The organism is Mesorhizobium sp. M0139, from assembly GCF_040322455.1.
Lineage (GTDB): Bacteria > Pseudomonadota > Alphaproteobacteria > Rhizobiales > Rhizobiaceae > Mesorhizobium.
The window spans coordinates 182,852-209,720 of the sequence record NZ_JAMYTN010000001.1; the positions used below are offsets into that span (position 1 = coordinate 182,852).

General features: G+C 64.0%; 19 protein-coding genes. 11 read left to right on the plus strand and 8 right to left on the minus strand.

All coding sequences use genetic code 11. From position 1 onward, the window contains the following. The first annotated feature begins 143 nt into the window (after positions 1–143). Together acs and NKJ58_RS00905 are read left to right on the plus strand one after the other, a co-directional pair. Positions 144–2,099 carry an acetate--CoA ligase gene (gene acs / locus NKJ58_RS00900; RefSeq protein WP_023688866.1) on the plus strand — a complete coding sequence of 652 codons (1,956 nt, stop codon included), beginning with the start codon at positions 144–146 and terminating at the stop codon, positions 2,097–2,099. A gap of 9 nt (positions 2,100–2,108) precedes the next feature. Then, positions 2,109–2,846, plus strand: coding sequence for an MOSC domain-containing protein (locus tag NKJ58_RS00905; protein WP_023688865.1), 738 nt, complete (start codon positions 2,109–2,111; stop codon positions 2,844–2,846). Positions 2,847–2,912: 66 nt separating this feature from the next. On the opposite strand, the gene NKJ58_RS00910 is transcribed toward NKJ58_RS00905, so the two are convergent. Beyond that, complete coding sequence (locus NKJ58_RS00910) at positions 2,913–4,181, minus strand: class I SAM-dependent methyltransferase (protein ID WP_352852709.1); 1,269 nt, start codon at positions 4,179–4,181, stop codon at positions 2,913–2,915. Positions 4,182–4,568: 387 nt separating this feature from the next. After that, entirely contained in the window at positions 4,569–5,438 is an 870-nt protein-coding gene (locus NKJ58_RS00915; RefSeq protein WP_023831801.1) for a transglutaminase-like domain-containing protein, read from the minus strand. 180 nt (positions 5,439–5,618) lie between these two features. Between NKJ58_RS00915 and NKJ58_RS00920 the strand changes: the two genes are divergently transcribed. Continuing rightward, positions 5,619–6,284: an HAD-IA family hydrolase gene (locus tag NKJ58_RS00920; RefSeq protein WP_352852710.1), complete on the plus strand. Its 666-nt coding sequence runs from the start codon at positions 5,619–5,621 to the stop codon at positions 6,282–6,284. A 126-nt stretch (positions 6,285–6,410) separates the two neighbouring features. Here NKJ58_RS00920 and NKJ58_RS00925 read toward each other — a convergent pair whose 3' ends face one another. Further along, entirely contained in the window at positions 6,411–6,617 is a 207-nt protein-coding gene (locus NKJ58_RS00925) for a DUF1674 domain-containing protein (protein WP_023688862.1), read from the minus strand. Positions 6,618–6,722: 105 nt separating this feature from the next. On the opposite strand from NKJ58_RS00925, the gene htpX reads away from it, so the two are divergent. Together htpX and NKJ58_RS00935 are read left to right on the plus strand one after the other, a co-directional pair. Next, complete coding sequence (gene htpX, locus NKJ58_RS00930; protein WP_352519145.1) at positions 6,723–7,748, plus strand: zinc metalloprotease HtpX; 1,026 nt, start codon at positions 6,723–6,725, stop codon at positions 7,746–7,748. After that, positions 7,739–9,124, plus strand: coding sequence for an RsmB/NOP family class I SAM-dependent RNA methyltransferase (locus NKJ58_RS00935; RefSeq protein WP_023698250.1), 1,386 nt, complete (start codon positions 7,739–7,741; stop codon positions 9,122–9,124). The genes htpX and NKJ58_RS00935 overlap by 10 nt, the downstream gene beginning before the upstream one ends. 258 nt (positions 9,125–9,382) lie before the next feature. Here the strand turns inward: NKJ58_RS00935 and NKJ58_RS00940 are convergent, their stop codons facing one another. After that, the gene (locus tag NKJ58_RS00940) at positions 9,383–10,234 is read right to left on the minus strand and encodes a phytanoyl-CoA dioxygenase family protein (RefSeq protein ID WP_460221630.1); all 852 of its coding nucleotides are present in this window, start codon (positions 10,232–10,234) and stop codon (positions 9,383–9,385) included. Positions 10,235–10,393: 159 nt separating this feature from the next. On the opposite strand from NKJ58_RS00940, the gene NKJ58_RS00945 reads away from it, so the two are divergent. The 3 genes from NKJ58_RS00945 (at position 10,394) to purH (ending at position 14,916) form a co-directional block, all read left to right on the plus strand. Then, entirely contained in the window at positions 10,394–11,251 is an 858-nt protein-coding gene (locus tag NKJ58_RS00945; protein ID WP_502902260.1) for a helix-turn-helix transcriptional regulator, read from the plus strand. A 217-nt stretch (positions 11,252–11,468) separates the two neighbouring features. Then, on the plus strand, positions 11,469–13,193 hold the full coding sequence (locus tag NKJ58_RS00950) for a heparinase II/III family protein (protein ID WP_023732954.1): 1,725 nt from the start codon (positions 11,469–11,471) through the stop codon (positions 13,191–13,193). A 106-nt stretch (positions 13,194–13,299) separates the two neighbouring features. Then, positions 13,300–14,916 carry a bifunctional phosphoribosylaminoimidazolecarboxamide formyltransferase/IMP cyclohydrolase gene (purH, locus tag NKJ58_RS00955; protein WP_352519146.1) on the plus strand — a complete coding sequence of 539 codons (1,617 nt, stop codon included), beginning with the start codon at positions 13,300–13,302 and terminating at the stop codon, positions 14,914–14,916. A 44-nt stretch (positions 14,917–14,960) separates the two neighbouring features. On the opposite strand, the gene NKJ58_RS00960 is transcribed toward purH, so the two are convergent. Both NKJ58_RS00960 and NKJ58_RS00965 read right to left on the minus strand, forming a co-directional pair. Then, a complete protein-coding gene (locus tag NKJ58_RS00960) occupies positions 14,961–16,340 on the minus strand; it encodes an MFS transporter (RefSeq protein ID WP_352741766.1) in 1,380 nt (459 codons plus the stop codon). A gap of 275 nt (positions 16,341–16,615) precedes the next feature. Then, positions 16,616–21,406, minus strand: a complete 4,791-nt coding sequence (locus NKJ58_RS00965) for an NAD-glutamate dehydrogenase (RefSeq protein WP_352852711.1) — start codon at positions 21,404–21,406, stop codon at positions 16,616–16,618. A gap of 131 nt (positions 21,407–21,537) precedes the next feature. Between NKJ58_RS00965 and NKJ58_RS00970 the strand changes: the two genes are divergently transcribed. Continuing rightward, positions 21,538–22,101 (plus strand): peroxidase-related enzyme, encoded by a 564-nt coding sequence (locus tag NKJ58_RS00970; protein ID WP_352852712.1) that lies wholly within the window; start codon positions 21,538–21,540, stop codon positions 22,099–22,101. A gap of 26 nt (positions 22,102–22,127) precedes the next feature. Here NKJ58_RS00970 and NKJ58_RS00975 read toward each other — a convergent pair whose 3' ends face one another. Continuing rightward, entirely contained in the window at positions 22,128–22,739 is a 612-nt protein-coding gene (locus tag NKJ58_RS00975; protein ID WP_023681421.1) for a LysE family translocator, read from the minus strand. A 143-nt stretch (positions 22,740–22,882) separates the two neighbouring features. On the opposite strand from NKJ58_RS00975, the gene NKJ58_RS00980 reads away from it, so the two are divergent. Together NKJ58_RS00980 and NKJ58_RS00985 are read left to right on the plus strand one after the other, a co-directional pair. Then, the gene (locus NKJ58_RS00980) at positions 22,883–23,917 is read left to right on the plus strand and encodes an L-idonate 5-dehydrogenase (protein ID WP_352519148.1); all 1,035 of its coding nucleotides are present in this window, start codon (positions 22,883–22,885) and stop codon (positions 23,915–23,917) included. 340 nt (positions 23,918–24,257) lie between these two features. Continuing rightward, positions 24,258–24,887 (plus strand): DUF1062 domain-containing protein, encoded by a 630-nt coding sequence (locus NKJ58_RS00985; RefSeq protein WP_023681423.1) that lies wholly within the window; start codon positions 24,258–24,260, stop codon positions 24,885–24,887. A gap of 55 nt (positions 24,888–24,942) precedes the next feature. Here the strand turns inward: NKJ58_RS00985 and typA are convergent, their stop codons facing one another. Then, positions 24,943–26,772, minus strand: a complete 1,830-nt coding sequence (gene typA / locus NKJ58_RS00990) for a translational GTPase TypA (RefSeq protein ID WP_023681424.1) — start codon at positions 26,770–26,772, stop codon at positions 24,943–24,945. Positions 26,773–26,869 lie beyond the last annotated feature (97 nt).

Below are 26,869 nucleotides of genomic sequence, written 5' to 3' on the forward strand. Positions count from 1 at the left end.
CTGCGGCATCGCGCCACGCGAATCCAACGTCTAATGTTGCCGTCAGCGCGGAACTGTTAATAATGCCGCCGAATTCGCGGCTGCGTCGCCGTGATCTTGGCTGTGGTCAAGCCGGCGGGGTGGTTTGGGAGGAAAGTGAAGACATGTCCGAGGTGAAGATCCACCGCGTCCAGCCGGCGTGGAAGAAGAATGCGCTGATCGACAACGACACCTACCTCAAATGGTATGCCGACAGCGTGAAGAATCCGGACAAGTTCTGGGGCAAGCACGGCAAGCGCATCGACTGGTTCAAGCCGTTCAGCAAGGTCAAGAACACCTCCTTCGAGGGCAAGGTCTCGATCAAATGGTTCGAGGACGGCGAAACCAACGTCTCCTACAACTGCATCGACCGCCATTTGAAGAAGCGCGGCAACCAGACAGCCATCATCTGGGAAGGCGACAATCCCTACGACGACAAGAAGATCACCTATAACGAGCTCTACGAGCATGTCTGCCGGCTCGCCAATGTGATGAAGAAGCACGGCGTCAGGAAGGGCGACCGCGTCACCATCTACATGCCGATGATCCCGGAAGCGGCCTACGCGATGCTGGCTTGCACCCGCATCGGCGCCATCCACTCGATCGTCTTCGGCGGCTTTTCACCGGACGCGCTGGCCGGCCGCATCGATGACTGCAAGTCGACCTTCGTCATCACCGCCGACGAAGGCCTGCGCGGCGGCAAGCCGATCCCGCTGAAGGAAAACACCGACAGAGCGATCGAAATCGCCGCCAAGGCCGGCACCAAGGTCGATAAGGTGGTCGTCGTTCGTCGCACCGGCGGCAAGACCGGCTGGGTCCAGGGACGCGACATCTGGTACCATGACGAGATCGCCACGGTGAAAGGCGACTGCAAGCCGGAGAAGATGAAGGCCGAGGATCCGCTGTTCATCCTCTATACCTCAGGCTCGACCGGCAAGCCGAAGGGAGTGCTGCACACCACCGCCGGCTATCTCGTCTATGTCGCGATGACCCACCAATATGTCTTCGACTACCATGATGGCGATATCTACTGGTGCACCGCCGATGTCGGTTGGGTCACCGGCCACAGCTATATCGTCTATGGCCCGCTCGCCAACGGCGCCACCACGCTGATGTTCGAGGGCGTGCCGAACTACCCCTCGCAGTCGCGCTTCTGGGAAGTCATCGACAAGCACAAGGTCAACATCTTCTACACCGCGCCGACGGCGCTGCGCGCGCTGATGGGCGCCGGCGACGAACCGGTGAAGAAGACCTCGCGCAAGTCGCTGCGCGTGCTGGGCTCGGTCGGCGAACCGATCAATCCGGAAGCCTGGGAGTGGTATTTCAACATCGTCGGCAACGGCAAGGTGCCGATCGTCGACACCTGGTGGCAGACCGAGACCGGCGGCATCCTGATCACGCCGCTGCCCGGCGCCACCGACCTCAAGGCTGGTTCGGCGACGCGGCCCTTCTTCGGCATCAGGCCGCAGCTGGTCGACGGCGAAGGTAGGGTGCTGGAAGGGGCGGCCGACGGCAATCTCTGCATCGCCGATTCCTGGCCCGGCCAGATGCGCACGGTCTATGGCGATCATGACCGCTTCGTGCAGACCTATTTCTCCACCTACAAGGGCAAATACTTCACCGGTGACGGCTGTCGCCGCGACGCCGACGGCTATTACTGGATCACCGGCCGCGTCGACGACGTCATCAACGTTTCCGGCCACCGCATGGGAACGGCCGAGGTCGAATCGGCGCTCGTCAGCCATGAGAAGGTGTCGGAAGCAGCTGTCGTCGGCTATCCCCACGACATCAAGGGCCAGGGCATCTACAGCTACGTTACCTTGATGAAAGGCGTGGAGCCGAGCGAGGAACTGCGCAAGGAGCTCGTGGCCCATGTCCGCAAGGAGATCGGCGCCATCGCCTCGCCCGACAAGCTGCAATTCGCGCCCGGACTGCCGAAAACCCGCTCCGGCAAGATCATGCGCCGTATCCTGCGCAAGATCGCCGAGGACGATTTTTCCGCGCTCGGCGATACCTCGACACTGGCCGATCCGGCCGTGGTCGATGATCTGATCGCCAACCGCCAGAACAAGAAGGGCTGAGGGGATTTGATGGCTGCACTGGGCGCAGTCACGGAGCTCTGGCGTTACCCCGCAAGTTCGCTTGCCGGCGAACGCCAGGACGCCATTTCGGTCGGCCTTGAAACCATCGACGGCGACCGGCTGTTCGGCCTTGTCGATGTCTCGGACAATGAGATCGCGCGGCCCGACCGCGACGCCAAGTGGCACAAGGTGCCGCGCATCCGCACCCGGCTGAGCAAGGACCGCAAGCTGGAGATCGCCGTTCCCGACGGCGACTGGCTGGCAGTGCCGGGTGTGGAATGCGACCAAGCCATCTCGGCCTATCTCGGCTTCGCCGCCTCGATCAGGCCGTTCAGCCAGGACAACGCTCCCGGCTACACCGGCCCGCTCACCGCGGCGCGCTACCGCAAAGCGCCGATCCATCTCTTGACCACCGCATCGCTGGCGCGGCTCAAGGCGCTGCACCCCGAAGGCATTCCCGATCCGCGCCGCTTCCGCCCCAACATCGTCGTCGACATGGCGGCGGTCAAAGGCTCGTTTCCCGAGACCGAATGGATTGGCCGCAAGCTCGCCATCGGCGATCTGCTGGTGACCGTCTCGGAGCCGTGCCGCCGCTGCGGCTTCACCATCATCAGCCAGGACGGCTTCGACCACGATCCCGGCATCCTGCGCAATCTGGTCCGCCACAACGCGCACAATCTTGGCGTCTATTGCACTGTGGACAGGCCTGCCCGCGTCGAGATCGGCGCGCCGATGCGGTTCGTGTAGGCCTCTACCGCGAGGCAGCGAATCGCAGACCTTGGAAAGCGTGGGGTTCGGCCCCGAATCCTATCTCTACCGATACAGATCCGCCCGTGTCGGCGGCAGCCCGCTCGGCCCGCGTGCGCGTTTGGTGACGACGGTCTGAAAAATCTGCGCCGAGGCGCGCTCGAAGGTGATCGAGCAGCCGGTGAGATAAAGCAGCCACAGCCGTGCCTTGGCCTCGCCGACTTCGGCGACCGCCTCGTCGAAGCGAGCCTGTAGCCGCTCGGCCCACAGCCGGCAGGTGCGCGCATAGTGCTCGCGCAGATTCTCGACGTCGTAGACCAGGAAGCCATGCGCCTCCAGATTGCCCAGCGTCATGCCGATCGTGTCGAGTTCGCCGCCTGGGAAAATGTATTTGAGCAGCGCCTTGAACTCCGGCCCCTTGCGCAAGGTTTTCTTCAAGTCGCCCTTGCTGCGCCTGGTGATGGCGTGGTGCAGATAGATGCCGCCGGGCTTCAGCAAGCGATGGATGGTCTTGAAATAGGTGGCGTGGTTGGCGAGGCCGAGATGCTCGAACATGCCGATCGACGATATCTTGTCGAAGGAGCCTTTGAGCTCCGTATAGGATTTGATTTCGATGGTGATGCGGTCCTGCAGCCCTTCGGCGCGGATGCGCTCGCGGGCGAGATCGGTCTGCGCCTGCGACAGCGACACGCCATGGCCGACGACGCCGTAATTTTTGGCCGCATGGATCAGCATGGCACCCCAGCCGCAGCCGATGTCCAGCAGCTTTTCGCCCGGCTTCAGCCTGAGCTTGCGGCAGATATGGTCGAGCTTGTCGGCCTGCGCCTGGTCGATGCCATCGGCGAAATCCTTAAAGTAGCCGCAGCTGTAGACCATGCGCTCGTCGAGGAAGAGCCGGTAAAAGGCATTCGAAATGTCGTAGTGATGCTGGATCGCCTCCTGGCTCGACCCGCTGACATAGGGGTTGCGACCCGACAGATCGGTGCGTGCACTCATCTGCTTGCGTGACAGGAGCACCGCCGGCAGGTCGCGCAGGATCGCCAGCTTCGGCAGCGACTTGAGCTTGGTCCTGAGCTTGCCTTGCGACGGCAGTGCGTAGAAATCGAAAATCGTCCCATTTTCGATGTCTATCGTCTTGGAGATCCACATCTCGATCAGCGTCGACAACGATGGCCGCTTCACCACCTGCCAGACGATGTCCTGGTCGTTGATGGTGAGCACGGGCCCGGTGGCGGGACCGATCCGCTCGCCGGTCCACAGCTTGACCGCAAAACCCGGCTTCAGCGTTTCGATCACCGTTCGCACGATGCGCGCGGCCTTCTCGGCTGCCTCCATGGCAATCCTCCCGAGTCCTGACAATCCACCTTGCATGGATTTTGCCCGCCCTCGCGGCTCTTCGCAACCCGGCGCAAAAGGCGGCTCGCCAGCTATTTCAAATCGGCATCTTGTTTTTTGCTGCAACGCACCCCATCATCTGGACGTGTTCAACAAATCGAAAGGAGGTGATCCGATGTCGAGTGATTTCGTTTTCCAGAACGTGGCCTCAGCGGATTGCACTTTCGGGAAGCAGTCTTCCCGTTAAGGCGCGATAAGCGCGGCGGGTGACCTCGGTCGCCGCCATTGGCCGCGCCACGGACGGAAACACGGAAGGCCGCCGGCTTCGTCAAGAAGCGGCGGCCTTTTCCATTTCCGGATTGTGTGTCGAAGCGGATCAGAATCCGGTCACGCCAGCATCCGCGCACTGACGGTCTTGTCGACGCCGTGATAGGGCGGGTTGAACAGATTGCCTTCCTGCTCATAGGTCCAGACCTTGAACAGCGAGAGCTGATGCGGGCCGAAGCTGTGCAGCAGCGGCACATCCGTGGCATCACGACCCCGCGCGATGACGACGCGGCCTATCCTCGGACGATTATGACGCGGGTCGAACGTATACCATTTGCCCTCGAGGAACACTTCCATCCAGGCTGAAAAATCCATCGGCGCCGGATCTGCCGGCACGCCGATGTCGCCGAGATAGCCGTTCACGTAGCGGGCCGGGATGTTCATGCAGCGGCAGAGCGTGATCGCCAGATGGGCGAAGTCGCGGCATACGCCAACCTGCTCCTCATGCGCCTGGGCCGCGGTGCGCGTCGACCGCGCATAGCCATAGCCGAAGGACAGCCGGTTGTGGACATAGTCGACGATCGCCTGCACCCGCGCCCAGCCAGAGGGAACATGGCCGAAAAGCTGCCAGGCCAGACTGCTCAGATGATCGGTCTCGCAATAGCGGCTGCCGAGGAGGTAGCCGAGCACATCGTCCGGCAGTTCCGCCACCGGCACCTCCCTGGCCAGCGTGTTGACCGCGTCAGGCTCGCCGCTGTCCTCGACGGCTGCGTCATAGAGAATGCGGAAACTGCCGGCGGGTGCGGTGAAGCGGCGGCAGGTATTGCCGAACAGATCGTGATAGACCTTGCTCGGCACTGAAGGCGACGTCAGCACGCGCGTCTGCCGTTTGATGTCGGCCTGACGATCCCTGTGGATATCAAGCAGCGAGATGACCGGCGTGGCGCCGACGCATTCAATGGCGATTTCGTAGCCGAGCCGGATCAGCACAATGATTGCCCCTTCGATCCCGTGGAAAACAGTATGCTCAAAACGCCAGAGGCGGGACCATGGTTCCCTGGAACTATCGAAAAGGCTCTCCCGCGGCTTCCCAGGCAGGCGTGGCGACGTTACGGTCGCCCGACATGTTTCGACCCTCCCGAAACGATCCCTAACCCCGTGGAAAATCTGATGTTTGCAGGCAGAAAATTCGCCGCGTTCCTGTTCGATATGGATGGCACGGTGCTCAATTCGATCGCCTCGGCCGAGCGCGTCTGGGCGGCGTGGGCGCTTAAGCACGGTCTCGACGTCGAAGCCTTCCTGCCGACGATCCATGGCGTGCGGGCGGTCGAGACCATCACCAGGCTGGCGCTTCCCGGCGTCGACCCTGTTCATGAGGCGTTTGTGCTGTTGCAGGCCGAGTCGGACGATGTCGAAGGCGTGCTGCCGATCGCCGGCGCAGTACGGTTTCTCAACGCGCTGCCGGCCGAGCGCTGGGCGATCGTCACCTCCGCGCCGCGCCCGTTGGCGCTGCTGCGCATGCGGGCCGCCGGCATCCCGGTTCCCGCCTTGGTGGTCGCGGCCGAGGATGTGTCGCACGGCAAACCGGCGCCCGACTGTTTCCTGCTGGCGGCAAAACGGCTCGGCGTCGACATCGGCGACTGTCTGGTCTTCGAGGACGCACCGGCCGGTATCGCGGCGGCGGAAGCAGCGGGCGCGTCGGTGATGGTGATCAGCGCCACTCACCAGCATCCAATGACGACTCAGCACAACTCGATTGGCGGCTACGAAACCGTCTCCATCGCCATCGATGACAGCGGCTGGATGACGCTGGGGGCACAGCACAGCGCGGCCTGAGGAACTGGAGGACTGGAGGACTGGAGGACTGGAGGACTGGAGGACTGGAGGACTGGAGAACTGCTATGCGCCTTTTTCTTCAACTCTTCAGTTCACCAGTTCCCCAGTTCTTCCGTTCCTGAACCCCTAGAAATCGCTAGCCAGTCCCTTCACTTCCCAGTCGCCGTAGCGGCCGGGTTCCTTGCCGCCGCGGCCGCCGATTTCCTTCGGCAGCGCAGCTTCCTTCTGGCGATACGCTTCACGGCGCGCCTCGGCTTCAGCCAGCGCTCGGCTGGCCGCCGGCGTCAGGTCCTTCTCCCGGTCGGCATCGGCTTTGCTGGGTTGGTCGGTCATGCGATAGTCCGGGCGGATTGAAACGAAGGGCGGCGTTTCCCATCATATAGCCATGAGTTCACCCCGATCGACCTTTTTTTGCCACGGCCGCACAGGGAGCAGATGATGAGCACGCTACGCACCACCATGCTTCTGGCCGCGATGACGGCGCTGTTCATGGGCGTCGGCTTTCTGATCGGCGGCACCGGCGGCATGATGATCGCCTTCCTGGTCGCCGCGGGCACCAATCTGTTCAGCTACTGGAATGCCGACAAGATGGTGCTGTCGATGAACCGCGCCGTCGAGGTCAACGCGAAGAACGCGCCCGAATTCCACGCCATCGTCGAGGCGTTGGCCAAGCAGGCCGGCCTGCCGATGCCCAAGACTTATCTGATCGACAATCCGCAGCCGAACGCCTTCGCCACCGGCCGCAATCCCGAGAACGCCGCGGTCGCGGCCTCGACCGGGCTGCTGGAGCGCCTGTCGCATGAGGAGGTGGCGGCAGTCATGGCGCATGAGCTGGCCCACATCCAGCATCGAGACACGCTGACCATGACCATTGTCGCGACACTCGCCGGCGCCATCTCGATGCTCGGCAATGTCGCCTTCTTCTTCGGCGGCAGCCGCGACAACAACAACCCGTTCGGCTTTGTCGGCGTGCTGGTGGCGATGCTGGTCGCACCCTTCGCCGCCATGATCGTGCAGATGGCGGTCAGCCGCACGCGCGAATACGAGGCCGACCGGCGCGGCGCCGAAATCGTTGGAAATCCGCTTTGGCTGGCATCGGCGCTTGACAAGATCGCCCGCGGCGCCGAACGCATCCGCAACCAGGATGCCGAACGCAATCCCGCGACCGCGCATCTCTTCATCATCAATCCCCTTCACGGCGAGCGCATGGACAGCCTGTTTTCGACCCACCCGAATACCGACAACCGCATCGCCGCGCTGCAGGCGATGGCGCGCGACATGGCAGGCCGCCAGCCGGCGCCGCGCCAGGCGCCGACGCCAGAGCAAACAGAAGAATTCCCGGCCGATGTCGAGCAAGGCCCGTGGGGCAAGGCAGCACAACCCACGCCGCCGACCAAACCGGCCAAGCCGAAAGCCAATCCGTGGGGCCGCAACCCGACCGGACCCAAAGGTCCGTGGTCGTGAGCGGCGCCAGACCCCGGCCCGCACATTCAGGCGTTCGCGAAAACAGCTCGGACGAATTCGTCGCCGGCCTCGCCGCGCGCAAGGCAGCGGCGCGGCTCCTGGCCGCCGTTATCGACGCCAAAACGCCGCTCGACGGGCTGACGGACCACGAGAACGGCCATCCGCAATACAAGGTGCTCGACCTGCGCGACCGCGGCCTGGTGCGCGCCATACTGGTGACCGCGCTGCGCTACCGCATGACCATTGCCGGGCTCCTCGCCCGCCGCCTTGAAAAGCCGCTGCCGCCCAACGCCACAGCTTTGTCGCACATCCTGCATGTTGCGGCGGCGCAGATCCTGTTCCTCGACATCCCCGACAGCGCCGCCGTCGATTTGGCTGTGACCCACGCCAAGTCGGACCCACGCACGCAGCGCTTTTCCGGCCTCGTTAATGGCGTGCTGCGCACTTTGGTGCGCGCCAAGGAGACCGAACTGCCGGCAGCTCTTGCCGCCACCGACGAGGCGCCAAAATGGTTCTCCGACCGGCTGAAGGCCGCCTATGGCGCCGAGATGACCAGACAGATCCTGGCGGCGCATCGCGTTGAGGCGCCGGTCGATTTCACGGTCAAGGCCGATCCCGAATTGTGGGCCGAAAAGTTCGGCGGCATCGTGCTGCCGACCGGCACGGTGCGAGTGGAAAAGCTCAGCGCCTCCGTCACCGAACTGCCGGGCTTCAGCGAAGGCGCATGGTGGGTCCAGGACGCCGCCGCCAGTTTTCCGGCGCGGCTGTTCGGCGATGTCAAAGGATTACGCGTCGCCGACCTCTGCGCCGCCCCCGGCGGCAAGACCGCTCAGCTTATCCTTGCCGGCGCCAAAGTCACCGCCTTGGACACCTCGAAGAACCGGCTGGCGCGGCTGACGCAGAACCTCGAACGGCTTGGGCTGTCCGCCGAGATCGTGCAGGCCGATCTGCTGAAATACCAGCCGGCGGAGCTTTTCGACGCCGTCCTGCTCGACGCGCCCTGCTCTTCCACCGGCACGGTTCGGCGCCACCCGGACGTGCCATGGACCAAGACGGTAGCCGACGTCGAAAAGCTAGCCGATCTGCAAGCAAAGCTGCTCGCCCGCGCCGTCACTTTGGTCAAACCGGGCGGCCGGATTGTTTTTTCCAACTGTTCGCTGGACCCGATCGAAGGCGAGGATCTGTATCGCGCCTTTCTGGCCGGCAACAAGACCGTCGCCGACGATCCGCTGCAGCCCGGCGAAATCGCTGGCATCGACGCCTTCCTGACCCCGCAAGGCACGCTGCGCACCACACCCGCCGATCTTGACCTTGGTTCGCCAGGGGTTTCCGGCCTGGACGGCTTCTTCGCCGCCCGCATGCGACGTGTCGCCTAGGATTTTGTCGGCAGAGCCGCAGCCCTTCGTGACTTCGTCATCCACGGGCGGAGCAAGGAGCGTAGCGACGCAGCGCAGACCCGAGGATGCCATGCCGCGACACATGAGCGCCGCTACGACGCAGAATTCTGCTCCGCTGCAACCCACGGCCAAGGTCACGGAATGGATCCCAGGGCCTCCGCGACGGAGCTTCGCTCCTGCTTCGCCCTGGGATGACGAAGTGCGAATGCCTCGACTAATCCCGAACGGCTGCGCCCCCTAAAGCATGTCGTCCAGGGACCAGTGCTTCCCCCACCTTGCATCGATCTCATCATCGACATTCTGGTAGCGGATATCGGTGGAGAGCCGGATACGCCCCTCCGCACTCTGGTTGGTCGTCGAGGCGTGGATCATGTAGGGCGAGTGGAGGACGACATCGCCGGCCTCGAAGTCCGCGATCAGCCAGCGTGTATCGAACCGCTCCGCCATGTCGGGCAGGTCCTTCGACACCCAGCCGCCCTCGCTCATGTTCCTGTTGTAGGCGCTGATGCGCTCCTGCGGGCTCAGCCCGGCATTGTCCCTGGCGAACCGGGCCTCCATGTCGAGGCCGATGGCGTGCGATCCCTCGAGATAAACCAGGCCGCCCATGTCGACGGGAACGTCGCCGATCGGGATCCAGGCCGTGACGATGCGGCTGGTGCCGCCGCGAAGATAGACGAGATCGTAATGCGCCGGCGTCGCCACGGTGGTGCCCGGTTGGGTGAAGCGCATGATCTTGCGCTTGTGCAAATAGGACAGCCCGCCGACGAACGCATCCATCAGCCGGGCCATCCGGGGCTGTGCGCAGAACCCTTCATAGGCGGTGGAGCGAACCAGCGCCATCAACCGGCGATCGGCGAGCTGACGGTCGAACGTGCCGGCCGCCAGGCCAAGCGCGGGATCGGACCCGGGCTGCAGCAAGCCGGTGTCGGCCAGATACGAAAACACCCAGCCGCGAAAATCTATGACGTCGCGGCGCGGCAGGATACCTTTCAGCCAGACATAGCCTTGCTCGGCAAGGAGGCCTCGAATGGCATCGATGCCGATCCCGGCGTCGGTTGGCACGAGATGACCCAACCGGTTCGGCGCCATCGATAATGTCTTGCCGTTGGCGTTCAGATCGATTGACGCAACAGGACTCCGTCGTTGCATGCCACCTGTTGAGCTTGACATTTCAGCCACCTGCGATTTTCCATCCTTAGCTGGAAATGCCATACTGTTTGCACACTCGCCCATGGACGTAACGAAGCCATGGACTTTTCGCTCATGAACGATCTCTCTTACGCACTCTACAGATCCGCACCGGCCGCGGCCGGCGGCCTGTCGGTTACAGGGATTGGTCGGCATCGCGTCACGCAGGCGATCCAAGCGCGCAAATTGCCGGAATTCGCCGTGGTGCTGATTGAGAACGGTCAAGGCTGGCTTGAAACCAGGACTGCCGGCATGCAGACGATCCAAGCGCCGGCCCTGTTCTGGCTGCTTCCCGGGAGGATGCATTCCTACGGGCCGGACGCATCGGGCTGGCTCGAACGCTGGGCGCTCTTCGACGGCGCCTTGATACGCGATTTCACCCGGCTGCGGCTGATTGCCGAGGACGCCCCTGTCGTCCCCTTGCGCGACCTCGGCAAAATGCAGCGGCTGTTCGACAGGCTGCATGGTGAGCTGTCGCTCGATACGATGCTGAGCCAGGCAGAAGCCGCCGCCACGATGCATCGCATCGTCGTGCGTGCCGCCCGCCAGGCAATGGATTGGAACAACCGTCAACGAAACCCCAGCCTCCAGGATGCCGCTGACATGCAGCCCATCATCGACGAATTGCGCCGCTGCGCGTGCGACCCGGTGGATCTCGATGCCTTCGCCGCGAAATTCTCGATGTCGCCGGCAACCTTGCGGCGCAGATTTGCGCGGGCAGCCGGCATGTCGCCCAAGGCCTTCCAACTGCGCACGAGGCTCGACCGCGCCAAACAGATGCTGGCCGCCTCCGATTCGCCCATCGAGTCCATTGCGGCCGCCGTCGGCATCCACGACGCCTTCTATTTCTCCCGTCTGTTTCGCGACCGCGAAAGCTGTTCGCCCAGCGAATTTCGGTCTCGCCACAACCGCAAGTGAGTGCCGGATTGCCAGGCTTAACCCCGCGAAGCACTTGACTTTTTTCGGGGTGGGTCGGTGGCCGGCAGCGTGAGGCGCTTCACGTCGGCGGAATTGGACTTCGCATAAGTTCTTGAATCATATAAGCTTGTGCTGGGGTACCGGAACATGATGCCGAAACCTGCGACGCGGTTTTCGGACGACAGCATGCTCTATCTCCAGGCGACGAGGAGGGGTTTTGGCACTGGCTGCCGGCAGCACGACACGTCTGTGGACGCTTGTCGCTAAGGAGTTTTGGCGCAAGACGCGCCGGCGCCTTCGCGCAGGGCCAGTTTATCGCTGGCGCTATTCCGGGCGCACGCCCGAACGCGTCCTGATTGCACCGCCCGACCTCAGGCTCGCCGATCCGCAGATCGCGCTCGAGATCTACTATGGCCGCTATCCGCTGTCGGGACACCTCGTCGAGACCGGCGGCAAATCGCCATTCCAGATCGATGTCGCCAATCGCGGCTGGGTGAAGACGCTGCACGGCTTTCGTTGGCTGCGCCATATGCGCGCCGCCGGCACCGAGCTGGCCGCCGCCAATGCACGCGCGCTTGTCTCCGACTGGATCGCCATGCATGGCAACCAGATTTCCGGCATAGCCTGGGAGCCCGGCACCACCGCCAAGCGAGTCATTGCCTGGTTGCAACACTCCTCGGTTGTCCTACAAGGGGCCGAATTTCCGTTCTATCGCGCCTTCCTGAAATCGCTCGCCGTGCAGATCCGCTATCTCCGCTCGATGGCGCGCGAAATGCCGGACGGCAAGGACAGGCTGCGCGCTCGCATCGCGCTTGCCTTCGCCGCGCTGTCGCTGCCGGCGCCGGCCTCGGCACTGCGCGGCGCCACCCGCAACCTGGCGGAAGAACTCGACCGCCAGATCCTTCCCGACGGCGGCCATATTTCGCGCAACCCGATGGCGGTTCTCGAACTGCTCGCCGATCTCCTGCCGCTGCGCCAGACCTATGCTAACCAGGCCGAAACGCCACCGGCAGCCCTGATGGGCGCCATCGACCGCATGCTGCCGGCGCTGCGCTTCTTCCGCCATCAGGATGGCAGCCTGGCCCGCTTCAACGGCATGGGCGCCACCATCCACGACCGTATAGCCACCATCTTGCGCCACGACGACACCGCCGGCGCGCCGCTGCTGCACGCGCCGCATTCCGGCTATGAGCGGCTGTGTATGGGCGGCGTTACGGTGATTGCCGATACCGGCCCGTCGCCGGCCGTCGATGTGTCCAACGCCGCGCATGCCGGGTGCCTGGCCTTCGAACTCTCGTCCGGCCGCCAGCATTATATCGTCAATGCCGGCATCGACACCTATGGCGCCGCCGAATTCCGGCCGCTGGCCCGTGCCACCGCAGCGCATTCGACCGCCACCATCAACGACACTTCGTCGGCGCGGTTTTCCCATTCGCTGCGCGTCAACGACCTGCTCGGCTCACCCTTGCTCGGCGGCCCGCAGCATGTGCCTTGCAAGCGCATCGACCAGAAGGGCACGCAAGGCTTCATCGCCCGCCATGACGGCTATATGCAGCGCTTTGGCTTCCTGCATGAGCGCGAGCTGAAACTGTCGAGCGAGGGCAATGTGCTCGCCGGCAGGGATCGCTTCCTCCGCCCGGGCGGTGCGGCGATCCGCAACAATGGCCGCGACTTCGTCGTGGTGCGCTTCCACATCCACCCTGATATCAACCTTTTGCAGGACGAGCATGACCGCCTGGTGCTGACCGCCGACCAGGCCGACACCTGGGTGTTCACCTGCACCGAAGTGGTGCCGGAGGTCGAGGAATCGATCTATTTCGCCGGCCTTGGCGGCCCACGCCGCAGCCGCCAGATCGTGCTCGCCTTCAAGGCCTCGGAGATCGCCGAGGTGCATTGGCAGCTCACGCGCACCGGCATCGCCGGCTATCCCGAGAACAGCTGAGCGCCGTTGCCGGCGCCGGCTTGATCGAGCTTCCGGCTTGATTTCCTGACCTCATGTGCTACGGCCCGGCAACGCTCTCCAATCAGCCCTGAAAGGCCGCCAGCCCATGGCCGTCGCCGCTAAGAACATTCCGGCACCCGACCTCGTTCCGGTCCGCCGCGCCCTGCTTTCCGTCTTCGACAAGACCGGCCTGATCGACTTCGCCAAAGGGCTGGTCGCGGCCGGCGTCGAGCTGGTGTCGACCGGAGGCACGGCAAAGGCGATCGCCGAGGCGGGGCTGGCGGTGCGTGACGTCTCGGAACTGACCGGCTTTCCCGAGATCATGGACGGCCGCGTCAAGACGCTGCACCCGTCGGTGCACGGCGCGCTGCTCGGCGTGCGCGACGATCCCGAACACGCCAAGGCGATGCACGATCACGGCATCGAGCCGATCGATCTGCTCGTCTCCAATCTCTACCCGTTCGAGGAGGTCCGCCGCTCCGGCGCCGACTATGCCGCTGTTGTCGAGAACATCGACATTGGCGGCCCGGCGATGATCCGCGCTTCGGCCAAGAATCACGCCTATGTCGCCATCGTCACCGATCCCGGCGACTACGCCTCGGTGCTGAACGCGCTGGAGATGAACATCGGCTCGCTGTCGCTGGACTTCCGCCGGAAGCTGGCGGCCAAGGCCTTTGCCCGCACCGCCAGCTACGATGCGGCGATCTCCGGCTGGTTCGCCGAAACGCTTGAGATCGAGCACCCGACCTGGCGCGCCTTCGGCGGCAGGCTGGAAAGCGTCATGCGCTATGGCGAGAACCCGCATCAGAGCGCCGGCTTCTACGTCAATGGCGACAAGCGGCCGGGGGTCGCCACGGCTCGCCAGTTGCAGGGCAAGCAGCTATCCTACAACAACATCAACGACACCGATGCCGCCTTCGAGCTGGTCGGCGAGTTCGATCCCAACCGCTGCGCCGCCGTTGCCATCATCAAGCACGCCAACCCGTGCGGCGTCGCCGAGGACGCTTCGCTGGCTGCTGCCTATGCGAGAGCGCTGGCCTGCGACCCGGTTTCGGCTTTTGGCGGTATCGTCGCCATGAACCGCATCCTCGATGCCGAAGCAGCGCAGGAGATCGTAAAAACCTTCACCGAGGTGATCATCGCGCCGAACGCGTCGGAGGACGCTGTCCGCATCGTCGCCGCCAAAAAGAATTTGCGCCTGCTGGTCACCGGCGGTCTCCCCGATCCGCACGCCGGCGGCATCACTGTGAAATCCGTCGCCGGCGGCATGCTCGTCCAGGGCCGCGACAACGCGGTGGTCGACGATCTCGAACTGAAGGTGGTGACCAGGCGCGCACCGACGGCGGCCGAGATGGCCGACCTCAAATTCGCTTTCCGCATCGCCAAGCACGTCAAGTCGAACGCCATCGTTTACGCCAAGGACGGCGCCACGGTCGGCATCGGCGCCGGCCAGATGAGCCGCGTCGATTCCTCGCGCATCGCCGCCCGCAAGGCGCTCGACGCGGCGGAAGCAGCTGGCCTCGCGGAGCCGTTGACCAAGGGCTCGGTGGTCGCCTCCGACGCTTTCTTCCCTTTCGCCGACGGGCTCATATCCGCGATCGAAGCCGGCGCCACGGCGGTGATCCAGCCCGGCGGCTCGATGCGCGACGACGACGTTATCGCCGCTGCCGACGCGCATGGCATCGCCATGGTGTTTACCGGCGTGAGGCATTTCAGGCATTGAGCGCCTCTGCCTTTTCCCACAAGGGGAGAAGGAAAAGTGCGGCGCTATTCCACCGGCTGATCCGCCGGGTACGGCGTCCAGATCAATATCGCGATCCCAACGCCCAGGAACAGCACGATGGCCGCCATGCCGAGCCGCGCCGAGCCGCTGGCGAGCGTGATCGACGCCACCATGAACGGCGCCAGGAAACTCGTCGCCCGTCCGGCCAGCGCATAGATGCCGAAATAGCGGCCGGACTCGGCTGCGGTGACGCTGCGCGCCATGTAGGAGCGTGACGACGCCTGCACCGGTCCGAACGCCAGCCCTATCAGCAGGCCATAGAAAATGTAGGCCTTTTCCGCCGCCGTGCCGAACAGGCCGCCACTATCGGCTCCCGGCATCATCCAGGCGCCGAACAACGTGTAGCCTGGCCCGGTCGAAACGATGCCGATGGTGGCGATGCTGAGCAGGACGAGCGAAATCATCACGATGGTCTTGGAGCCAAGCGCGGTGTCCAGCCATGCGGCAACCAGGCAGCCGACGATGGCGACGACGTTGAGGATGATGCCGAACATGCCGATCTCGGTGATCGACCAGTGGAACATCGCTGCCGCAAAGGTGCCGCCCAAAGCGAGCAGCGCATTGACGCCGTCCTGATAAATCATGCGGGCGACAAGGAAGCGGAAGATGCCTTTGCGCCGGCGCACTTCAGTCAGCGTCGACTTCAGTTCCGACAGCCCCTCGCGCACCGCCGGCCCGATCGGAATGCCTTTGATGGCGTCTGGCGTGAAGAAGAACATCGGCAGGATGAACAGGAAATACCAGCCGGCCGACAGCGGCCCGGTGGCGCGCGCGTCCTCGCCGAGTTTCGGGTCGAGCCCAAAGAGCGGGTCGATGCCGATGATCGTCTTGCCGGTCTCCGGCGAACCCGCCAGACAGGCGACGACAAAGATCAGCGCGATCATGCCGCCGAGATAACCAAGTCCCCAGGCAATGTTGGAGACGTGGCCGATCTCGCTCTTCGGCACCAGGCGCGGCATCATCGAATCGTTGAACACGGTCGAGAATTCCGCCGCGACCGAAGCCAGAGAAAAGAACAGCACCACCAGGAAAAGGTTCGAGCCGGGAGCGGCGAACCATAGCAGGCAAAGGCTGATGATCTTGATCGAGGCGAAGAACGCAATCCACGGCTTGCGCGGCCCGGTCTGGTCGGCAATCGAGCCGAGGATGGGCGACAGCACGGCAATGACCAGGCCCGCAACAGCGATGCCGTAGCCCCAGGCCGCCTGGCCTGAGACCGGATCGCTCGCCATGCGCGAGACGAAATAAGGCCCGAAGATGAAGGTGGTGACGACGGTGAAAAACGGCTGCGCCGCCCAGTCGAAGAACATCCATCCCCAGATGCCGCGCCCGGATGCCCGCTGCACTGTTTCTACCGCCGCCATGATGATTCCCCCGGGACACCGCGCTTGTCGGATGCCATGTCTGCATGTTTCGAATGCTCATGCAAACCGCCAAAGATTCGCGCTGCCCCTCACCTGCCTGCCAGCATCCTCTCCCCGAATGGTGACGGGGAGAGGGTTGCTCTCATCGATGATTTCGCTAGTCGCCAGCGTTGCAACAAGGGCGCCAAGGCTACGGCCCGCCCTTTCTCCTCGTCACTATACGGAGAGAAATGCCCGGCAGGGCAATGAGGGCGGCGCCGGCGTTTCGGAGATGTTCACATCCCCGTCAGATCGCTCATCAACCCCGAAGCCACCGACAGCCTGGACACGGTGATATCCCCGCCTTCGGTCAGCGCCTGCAGCCGCTCGCGAATGCGCGCCACGCGCTCGCCGCCGGCTTCCAGCCAGGCCGCCACAGGATCCGCCGTCCCGGCATGGCCGGCGAGAGCCGCCACCGCAATGCCGCGCCGCGCCGCGCCGATCGTGTCGGTGGCGCGCGACAGCGCCAGCTGGTCGTAATAGTCCGACGGCGTGATTGAACGCGCCGCCTCTTCGACGCGCGGAATGCGGAAGGCATCGCTGACGGCGAAGAACGCCTTGGCCGAGGCGACGACGTCGGCATTGGCCGTCCGCGCCGTCAGTGCGATGTCGGGGATCAGTCCCGCCACATCGGCCATTGCCAGCTGCCCGGCGAGCTTTTCCGGGGCGCCGGCCTTGAAGAGGCCGTGCCGCCGCTCCTCGACCCGCTCGCGCGAGAAGGCCGGCAGCAGTGAGAGCAGCTTCGGCTCCAGCGCCATGCGCGCCTCTTGCAGTTCGGCAATGCGCTGGCCGAGCGCTGCGGTGCCGGCATCGTTCTTCAGATACCAGCCGCTGGTCACGAAGATAAGCCGGCTGACGGACTGGTAGAGATCGAGCTGCGCCTGGCCGTCGATGTGGCTGTCCAGCGCATCGATCTCCCGATAGAGCGCCGGCAACGCGAAGCCGTCGCGCACCACGGCGAAGGTGCGCACCACGTCGGCCGCGCTGCGCCCCGTGGCTTCCTGCAGCCGGTTGACGAATGACGGTCCGCCGCGATTGACGAGATCGTTGGCGACGACGCGGGCGATGATTTCGCGGCGCAGCCGGTGGCCATGGATCTCGGCCGCATATTTCTTCGCCATCCGGTCAGGGAAATAGCCCATCAGATCGCGGTCGAAATGCGCGTCGTCAGGCACGTCGCTGGCGACGATGTCGGAAAACAGCACGATCTTGGCATAGGCGAGCAGCACGCCAAGCTCCGCCCGGGTCAGCGGCTCGCCACGCGCCTCGCGCTCGGCAAGGGCGGCCGGCGACGGCAGCGTCTCGACAGCGCGGTCGAGCAGGCCCCGAGCCTCCAGCGCCGCCATGAACCGGCTCTGGTGCGCAATGTCGGCAAGGCCGCGCTTGCGGGCGATGGAAAGCGCCAGCGTCTGTTCGTAATTGTTGGACAGCACGAGGCCGGCGACCTCGTCGGTCATCTCGGCCAGCAGCTTGTTGCGCGCCGGCCGGGTCAGCGATCCCTTGCGCATGGCGGACGCCAGCGCGATCTTGATGTTGACCTCGACGTCGGAGCAGTTGACGCCGCCGGAATTGTCGATGGCATCGGAGTTGCAGCGACCGCCATTCATGCCGAATTCGATGCGGGCACGCTGCGTGACGCCGAGATTGGCGCCCTCACCGATCACTTTGGCCCGCACATCGAGCGCGGTGATGCGGATGGCGTCATTGGCGCGGTCGCCGACTTCGGCATTGGTTTCGCCCGAGGCCCGTAAATACGTGCCGATGCCGCCGAACCACAGAAGGTCGACGTTCGCCTTGAGGATGGCGGTCATGATCTCGGCCGGTGTCGCGGTGGTCTTGGCGAGGCCAATCGCCGCCGCCGCTGCCGCAGGCAGCGTGATCGACTTCTGGCTGCGCGAGACGATGACGCCGCCTTCCGACAGCTTGGTCTTGTCATAGTCCTGCCAGGACGAACGCGGCAGCGCGAACATGCGCTCGCGCTCCGCCATCGACGCCACCCTGTCTGGATCGGGATCGATGAAGATGTCGCGATGGTCGAAGGCGGCGATCAGCCTGGTCTGCGGCGACAAGAGCATGCCGTTGCCGAACACGTCGCCCGACATGTCGCCGACGCCGACGACGGTGAAGGGGGTGGTCTGGATGTCGCGGTTGATCTCGCGGAAATGCCGCTTGACTGCTTCCCAGGCACCCTTGGCGGTGATGCCCATCTTCTTGTGGTCGTAGCCGGCCGAGCCGCCGCTGGCGAAGGCATCGTCGAGCCAGAAACCGTGTTTCTCCGAAATGGCATTGGCGGTGTCGGAGAAGGTTGCCGTGCCCTTGTCGGCGGCGACGACAAAGTAGGGGTCGTCAGGATCGCGCCTGACGACACCGGCTGGGGGTATGACGCCATCGAGGCCGATGTTGTCGGTGATCGACAGCAGGCTGGAAACGAAATTCTTGTAGGCCGAGGTGCCGGCCTCGAAGATGGCGTCGCGGCCGGCGCTCATCGGCAGCTTCTTCGGATAGAAGCCGCCCTTGGCGCCGACCGGCACGATGACGGCGTTCTTGACCTGTTGCGCCTTCACCAGGCCGAGCACCTCGGTGCGGTAATCCTGGGCGCGGTCCGACCAGCGCAGGCCGCCGCGCGCAACCGGGCCGAAGCGCAGATGCACGCCTTCGACCTCGGAACCGTAGACGAAGATCTCGCGCCACGGCCGCGGCGCCGGCAATCCTTCGACCGCCTGCGAATCGAGCTTGATCGCCAGTGACTGGCCCCGCTCCTTCGTTCCCGCAACGAAATGGTTGGTGCGCAACGAGGCTTCGATCAGGTTGAGATAGCGGCGGATGATGGTGTCGTCATCAATGTTGGGGACTTCCTCCAGCGCGTCCTTGATCTTGGCCTTGAGGTGCTTGGCGGCGACGACGCCTTCCGTCTCGGCGGTCGGGCCGAGACGAGCGACGAACAGTGCATGCAGGCCGCGCGCAATGTCGGGATAGCGGTTGAGCGCGGCCGCGATGAAATCCTGGCTCTGCGGGATACCGGCTTGCTGCAGGTAGCGGCCATAGGCGCGCAGAATGCTGACTTCGCCCGACCACAGGCCGGCGGTCTGGGCAAGCCCGTTATAGCTGTCATTGTCGATGTCGCCGCGCCAGACCGACAGGAACGCGTCCTCGAACAGCGCGCCGCCATCGCTGAGGTCGATCGGCTTGCCGTAGCTGTTCTCCAACTCCATGTCGTGGACGAAGACGGTGTCGCCGCCGTCCTCGCCAACTTCGAAGGTGCGCTCGCTGATGACGCGGAAGCCGATGTTTTCCAGCACCGGCACGCGACGCGACAGCGCTACCGGGCTGCCGTGGTGGTAGATCTTCAGCGCTGCCTGATGCGGTTTCTGCTCGGCATGGCGGTAATAGTCGATGGCGATCGGGTTGGCGGTGCTGATGCCGGCGATGCGCCCCGCATCCTTCAGCGCGACGGCCGCGCTGAAGGAATCGCGATAGCTCTCAGGCAGACGCGCGGCGATCGCCTTCAGCGATGGATCGCCGCCGACGGCTTCCGCGGCTTCGGCCAGCGCGTCGTCCCAGGTTCGCACGATATCGCGGATCGCCGCTTCGATCGCCGCCTGCTCGACCTTCGGCGTCTTGCCGCCGGAGCGGCCGATGATGAAATGCACACGCGCCAGCCCGCCCTCGGGGAAAGCCGGATAGTAAGCCGACAAACGGCCTTCGAAGACGGTCTTGAGATAGGTGCCGATCTTCTCGCGCACGACGCTGTCATAGCGGTCGCGCGGCACGAAGACGAGGATCGAGACGAAGCGGTCGAACTGGTCGGCGCGCACCAGCGCCCGCACCCGCGGCCGCTCGACCAGGCCGAGAATGGCCGCGGCGTGCTTCTTCAGGATCGGCACCGGCACCTGGAACAGTTCGTCGCGCGGATAGCTCTCCAGAACGTTGATCAGTGCCTTGCCGGAATGGTCGTGCCGGTCGAAGCCGGACTTGGCGATGATGGTCTCGGCCTTTGACCTAAGATACGGGATTTTCATCACCGAGCGCGTGTAGGCAGTCGAGGTGAACAGGCCGACCATGCGCAACTCGCCGGCAAGCGTGCCCTTGGCGGTGTAGGTTTTGACGCCGATATAATCGAGATAAATGCGGCGGTGCACCAGCGACTTGGCGTTGGCCTTGGTGACGATCAGCGGCTCCGGCCCATGCAGGAAGGCGCGGATTTCGGGCGTCGTCGTCACCGCCTCGGTGCCGCGCCGGAGCACCAGCACATCCGGGTCGGCGAGGATGCCGAGACCGGGTTTGTCGGCGCGCTCCAGATTGCCGCTCTCCGCGCCGCCGGAATATTTGAACTCGCGCATGCCAAGGAAAGTGAAATTGTCGTCGCGCAGCCATTCAAGGAAGGCGATGGCCTCGGCAACGCTCTTCTTGTCGAGCGGCACGGCGGAATAGCGGAATTCGGAAATCGCCTGATCGAGACGGGCGAGCATCGGCTTCCAGTCGCTGACGGCGGCGCGCACCTGGTTGAGCATCTTGCGCAGGCGGTCGGCCAGCGCGTCGGCCTGCTCCGCCGTCAGGCGCGGAATATGGACATGGACGACGCTCAGGCGGTCGTGATTGCCATCGTCCTTGAGGGCGCTGCCGTCGCCGAGGATCTCGTCGACGCCGGCCTTGCCGTGACGCACGACGATGACCGGATGGGTGACCAAAGTCGGTTCGCCGGCAGTTTCTGTGATCTCGCCGAGGATCGAATCGAACAGGAACGGCATGTTGTCGTTGACGACGGTGATGATCGTCATCGGGCGGCCCTCGCGGGAGACGCCCGACCCGGCATCGACGGCGACGACACTTTGGCCCTTCTTGTGGGCGGCGACCGCACGTCCTGCCAGGTCGGCGGCGCGCTCCAGGTCGGCGGCGTCATAGGCGGCAATGTCTTCGGCCGGCGCGCGGGCCAGCAGATAGTCGGCGAGCCTGGCCGGCTTCCCGTCGGGTTTCACCCCGGCAGTGGCTGTTTTCTTCGGCTTAGCTGCGGATTTCACGCTCGCCATGTTGTCCTCCCGTCACATGCTTTTACGACTATGGTAGCAGATGACCGCTGTTTGGCGACAAAGGTTTGACGGCTCGATAAGAATTACAGGAATTCGACGGTCAGGCGGCGGTGAACCAGGAGCGAGACCCCATGTCCGGCAAAATCAGCGCACTTGACCTCGGTATCGCGGAACTGAGCGAGGCGACAAAAGCCTATTTCGCCAAATGCGAGGAAAAGCTCGGCCTGGTTCCCAACGTGCTTCTTGCCTATGCCTTCGACGAGAAGAAGCTGCGCGCCTTTACCGACACCTACAATGATCTGATGCTGGGTGAATCCGGCCTGTCGAAGCTGGAACGGGAGATGATCGCGGTCGTCGTTTCCTCGATCAACCACTGCTATTATTGCCTGACCGCGCATGGCGCGGCGGTGCGCCAGCTCTCCGGCGATCCGGCTCTCGGCGAGATGATGGTGATGAACTTCCGCGCTGCCAATCTTTCACCGAAACAGACGGCGATGCTCGAATTAGCCGTCAAGCTGACGGAAGAGCCGGCAAAGATCGTCGAGGCGGACAGGGAAGCACTGCGCAACGCCGGCTTCACCAACCGCGACATCTGGGACATCGCCTCGACCGCCGCCTTCTTCAACATGTCGAACCGCGTGGCGGCGGCCATCGACATGCGGCCGAACGACGAATACCACGCCATGGCGAGGTGAAAGTTTCCTTCTCCTCGTAGGAGAGGTCAACGCGCCGCGATGGCCCCGGCAGCGCCGGCCATCGTCGTGGCGCTGATTCGGTTGGCGATCTTCATGGCGCGCCTGCTTTTGAGCAGCTTGCGCGCCTGTGAGGCCGCGACGACCCAGGCGAGATCGATGGCGATCAGAACCACCGCCATCGTCGCCGTCAGTTCGACCCAGCCGATGACACTCACCGAAGCGAGGTCGATGATCGTCGGCAGCAGCGCCAGATAGAACATCATGATCTTGGGATTGCCGAGCGTCACCGCCATGCCGGCAAAGAACAGTTTTGCCGGCGAATCCTCGCGCGGCATCTCGCCTTCTTTTGCGTCGACAGGTGCGGTCCACATCTTGAAGGCGAGGTAGGCGAGGTAAGCGACGCCGATCCATTTCACGACGACGAAGGCGAAATGGAAGGTCTGCGCCACGACCGCCAGCCCGAACACCGCCAGCGACAGCCAGATGGCCTCGCCGATCCACATGGCGAGCAGGAACGGGAATACGTCGCGAAAGCCTTTCGAGATGACGCGGGCGACAAGGGCTGCGATCGACGGGCCGGGCGAGCCGGCGGCAACGAAGAGAGCGGCGGCGAAGATCAGGAGCGAGGTGAGGTGCATGACGGAGCCCTTCGAGCGTTGGGTGGCAAAGGATATCCGATCGCTGGCGATTTGGCATCCTGCAGCCTGATGGGCCAGCCGACGCGGCAAATTTCAGCGGCCGGACCTTGCCCGCGCCAGTGGTTTGAGAAAGGATCGCGGCTATGAAATCAATCGTCATCCACGCGGCAAAAGACCTGCGCATCGAAGAGACCGATCCGGGCGTGCTGGGCACCGGACAGGTCGAAATATCGGTCGAGGCCGGCGGCATCTGCGGCTCGGACCTGCACTATTACAATCATGGCGGCTTCGGCGTGGTGCGCCTGCGCGAGCCGATGATTCTGGGACATGAGGTCGCTGGCACGGTGAAGGCGCTTGGCGCCGGCGTTTCCAGCCTTGCCGTCGGCGACCGCGTTGCGATTTCGCCCAGCCGGCCCTGCAATGCGTGCCGGTACTGCCTGCAGGGCGTGCAGAACCAATGCCTCAACATGCGATTCTACGGCAGCGCCATGCCGATGCCACATATACAGGGCGCCTTCCGCCAGTGCCTCGCCGCCGAGGCCTGGCAGTGCCACAAGATCGCCGACCATGTCTCCATCAACGAAGCCGCCTTTGCCGAGCCGTTCGCGGTAACGCTGCATGCCGTCAACCGCGCCGGCTCGCTGCTCGGCAAGCGGGTCTTGGTCACCGGCTGCGGGCCGATCGGTGCGCTCAGCATCCTTGCCGCACGTGTCCACGGCGCGCGTGAGATCGTCGTCACCGATGTCATGGACGCGGTTCTGGCCAAGGCCAACGAGATCGGCGCCGACCGCACCATCAATGTCGCCACATATGCCGACAAGCTCGCTGGCTACAATGTCGAGAAGGGCAGTTTCGACGTCATGTTCGAATGCTCCGGCGATGAGCGCGCGGTGCGAGCCGGGCTCGATGTGCTGAAGCCGCGCGGGGTGCTCGTGCAGCTCGGCCTAGGCGGCGACATGTCGCTGCCTCAGAATCTCATCGTCGCCAAGGAGATCGAAATGCGCGGCTCCTTCCGTTTCCACGACGAGTTCGCGCTGGCCGTCGATCTGATCAACAACCGTCGCGTCGACGTCAAGCCGCTGCTGACCGGCATCTATCCGATGGACGAGGCGGTTGCGGCTTTCGAGATCGCCGGCGACCGCAACAAATCGATGAAGGTACAGATCGCCTTCGCCTGAGCAGGGCGAGACACCCTATGAACCTTGCCCGCTCGGCGTCTTGCCGCTAGAAGAACCGTCCCGACATTCATTTCGAGCTTCATTTTGCCTCAGTAACCGCCGGTCTCGCCAACTCCCCTGATCACACTTGGCAGGGCGCCGCATTAAGCGGTGCCTGCTCCATTTCACGTGTTCCTCAGGCGGCGGTTCGAGACCGGTTTGGCACTGCTGAACCGTTGTCGCGCGCTTTGCCGCCCGTGACAGCTGATTTCCGACATAGCTAGCTCTCGCCACGCCGTGCCCGCATGGGCATCTCGCCATTGCCGACCTGAAGAACTTCCACACTGGAAGGTCTTCCGGCTTGTCCCAACATCTCGCTATCCACTGGGCAATCACGCCCGAAATCGCGCCTCGACCCCTGGTCCACTGCAACCGCTGCAGCGTCGTGAAAGCCTATCGCTGCAGCGGCAAATTCCGCGTCAACGCCAATGGCAAACGCATTGATGTCTGGCTGATCTATCGCTGCATCGACTGCGACAATTCGTGGAATTTCGGCATCTTCGAACGCTGCAACCGCCGCGACATCGAACCCGCGCTGCTGGCAGCGCTCGAAAGCAACGATCCGGCCCTCGCCCGCCGCCATGCCTTCGATGTCGTGGCTTTGCGAAACCGGGTCGGCCGCGTCGAGGAGTTTCCCGATGTCGCCGTTCACAAACACCGGCTCGGCGGCGAAGGCCGACCCGCAGCCGCGCTTGAAATCAGGCTTGGGCTGGAAATGCCGACATCGCTGCGGCTCGACCGTCTGCTCGCCGGCGAACTCGGCATCTCCCGATCAAGGCTTCAGGCGCTGGAGGAGAAACGATTGCTGGTTGTTGTTCCCGAAGGCGCCAGAGCTTTGCGCAAGCCGGCCCGCGACGGCACGGCGATTCGCATTGACCTGGCCGACGAGCCGGATCGTGAAGCCATCATTTCGGCTGCCGTGGGTGAATGACAAGAGGGGCGAAGCACCGGTGCTTCGCCCCTCTCGAATTTAGACAATCAGACGATTACGCCGCGCCCACAACCTTGGCCGACTTCTCGAAGCGCTTGCGCTCGTTCGGGTCGAGATAGAGCTTGCGGAGCCGAATGGTCTTCGGCGTCACCTCGACCAGCTCGTCGTCCTGGATCCAGGCCAGCGCGCGCTCCAGCGTCATGCGGATCGGCGGCGTCAGCTTGACCGCCTCATCCTTGCCGGCGGCGCGGATGTTGGTCAGCTTCTTGCCCTTCAGCACGTTCACTTCGAGGTCGTTGTCACGGCTATGGATGCCGATGATCATGCCCTGATAGACCTTGACGCCCGGGTCGATGACCATCGGGCCGCGGTCTTCGAGGTTCCACATGGCATAGGCCACTGCCTCGCCCTGTTCGTTGGAGATCAGCACGCCGTTGGTGCGGCCCGGCAGTTCGCCCTTGTAGGGCTGGTAGGCGTGGAACAGCCGGTTCATCACGGCGGTGCCGCGCGTGTCGGTCAACAGTTCCGACTGGTAGCCGATCAGTCCGCGCGTCGGCGCGTGGAAGACGATGCGCTGACGGTTGCCGCCCGAAGGCCGCAGCTCGACCATCTCGGCCTTGCGCTCCGACATCTTCTGCACGACGATGCCGGCGTGCTCCTCGTCGACGTCGATGACGACTTCCTCGACCGGCTCCAGCAATTCACCGTTCTCGCCCTTCTGCATGACGACGCGCGGACGCGACACGGCGATTTCAAAGCCTTCGCGGCGCATCGTCTCGATCAGCACGGCCAATTGCAATTCGCCACGGCCGGAAACGAAGAACGAATCCTTGTCAGGCGATTCCTCGATCTTGAGCGCGACATTGCCTTCGGCTTCGCGCAGCAGGCGGTCGCGGATGACGCGGCTGGTCACCTTGTCGCCTTCAGTGCCGGCGAGCGGCGAATCGTTGACCAGGAAAGACATGGTCACGGTTGGCGGATCGATCGGTTGCGCATGCAACGCCTCGGTCACCGCCAGGTCGCAGAACGTGTCGGCGACGGTGCCTTTGGACAGGCCGGCAATGGCGACGATGTCACCCGCCTGCGCCTCTTCGATCGGCTGGCGCTCGAGGCCACGGAACGCGAGAATCTTGGAGATGCGCCCGGTTTCGATCTGCGTGCCGTCATGGTGGAGCACCTTGACCGCCTGGTTGGACTTCAGCGTGCCGCTCTCGATACGGCCGGTAATGATGCGGCCGAGGAAGGGATTGGCTTCCAGGATGGTGCCGATCATGCGGAACGGGCCGGGATGAACGGTCGGCTCCGGCACATGCTTGATGACGAGGTCGAACAGCGGCGCCAGGCCCTGGTCCTTCGGGCCTTCCGGATTTTCCGAGACCCAGCCATCGCGGCCAGAACCGTAGAGGATCGGGAAGTCGAGCTGCTCGTCGGTGGCGTCAAGCGCTGCAAACAGGTCGAACACCTCGTTGACCACCTCGACGTGACGGGCGTCCGGACGGTCGATCTTGTTGATGACGACGATCGGCTTCAGGCCGACCTTGAGCGCCTTGCCGACGACGAACTTGGTCTGCGGCATCGGGCCTTCGGCGGCGTCGACCAGCACGATCGCCGAATCCACCATCGACAGGATGCGCTCGACCTCACCGCCGAAATCGGCGTGGCCGGGTGTGTCGACGATGTTGATGCGGGTGTCCTTCCAGTCGACCGAGGTCGCCTTGGCCAGGATGGTGATGCCGCGTTCCTTTTCGAGGTCGTTGGAATCCATGGCGCGCTCGGCGACGCGCTGATTGTCGCGGAAGGAACCGGATTGCCGCAGCAATTGGTCGACGAGGGTGGTTTTTCCATGGTCGACGTGCGCGATGATCGCGATATTACGAATTTTCATTTTGTGGTCTCGGGAGCGTTGCAGGCAGCAGGCCAGAAGGCGCCGCCTCTTTCGGTTGCGCGGCTCATACAGGGTTTTTCGCAATTGCGAAAGAGGA

Bases quoted from the DNA above. Each gene is read 5' to 3' on its own strand.
- typA (WP_023681424.1), bottom strand. From the start codon at position 26,772: ATGAAAATTCGTAATATCGCGATCATCGCGCACGTCGACCATGGAAAA.
- NKJ58_RS00905 (WP_023688865.1), top strand. From the start codon at position 2,109: ATGGCTGCACTGGGCGCAGTCACGGAGCTCTGGCGTTACCCCGCAAGT.
- NKJ58_RS00925 (WP_023688862.1), bottom strand. From the start codon at position 6,617: ATGACCGACCAACCCAGCAAAGCCGATGCCGACCGGGAGAAGGACCTG.
- NKJ58_RS00940 (WP_460221630.1), bottom strand. From the start codon at position 10,234: ATGGCGCCGAACCGGTTGGGTCATCTCGTGCCAACCGACGCCGGGATC.
- NKJ58_RS00965 (WP_352852711.1), bottom strand. From the start codon at position 21,406: ATGGCGAGCGTGAAATCCGCAGCTAAGCCGAAGAAAACAGCCACTGCC.
- NKJ58_RS00975 (WP_023681421.1), bottom strand. From the start codon at position 22,739: ATGCACCTCACCTCGCTCCTGATCTTCGCCGCCGCTCTCTTCGTTGCC.
- NKJ58_RS00980 (WP_352519148.1), top strand. From the start codon at position 22,883: ATGAAATCAATCGTCATCCACGCGGCAAAAGACCTGCGCATCGAAGAG.
- NKJ58_RS00960 (WP_352741766.1), bottom strand. From the start codon at position 16,340: ATGGCGGCGGTAGAAACAGTGCAGCGGGCATCCGGGCGCGGCATCTGG.
- NKJ58_RS00970 (WP_352852712.1), top strand. From the start codon at position 21,538: ATGTCCGGCAAAATCAGCGCACTTGACCTCGGTATCGCGGAACTGAGC.
- acs (WP_023688866.1), top strand. From the start codon at position 144: ATGTCCGAGGTGAAGATCCACCGCGTCCAGCCGGCGTGGAAGAAGAAT.
- purH (WP_352519146.1), top strand. From the start codon at position 13,300: ATGGCCGTCGCCGCTAAGAACATTCCGGCACCCGACCTCGTTCCGGTC.
- NKJ58_RS00910 (WP_352852709.1), bottom strand. From the start codon at position 4,181: ATGGAGGCAGCCGAGAAGGCCGCGCGCATCGTGCGAACGGTGATCGAA.
- htpX (WP_352519145.1), top strand. From the start codon at position 6,723: ATGAGCACGCTACGCACCACCATGCTTCTGGCCGCGATGACGGCGCTG.
- NKJ58_RS00945 (WP_502902260.1), top strand. From the start codon at position 10,394: ATGGACTTTTCGCTCATGAACGATCTCTCTTACGCACTCTACAGATCC.
- NKJ58_RS00920 (WP_352852710.1), top strand. From the start codon at position 5,619: ATGTTTGCAGGCAGAAAATTCGCCGCGTTCCTGTTCGATATGGATGGC.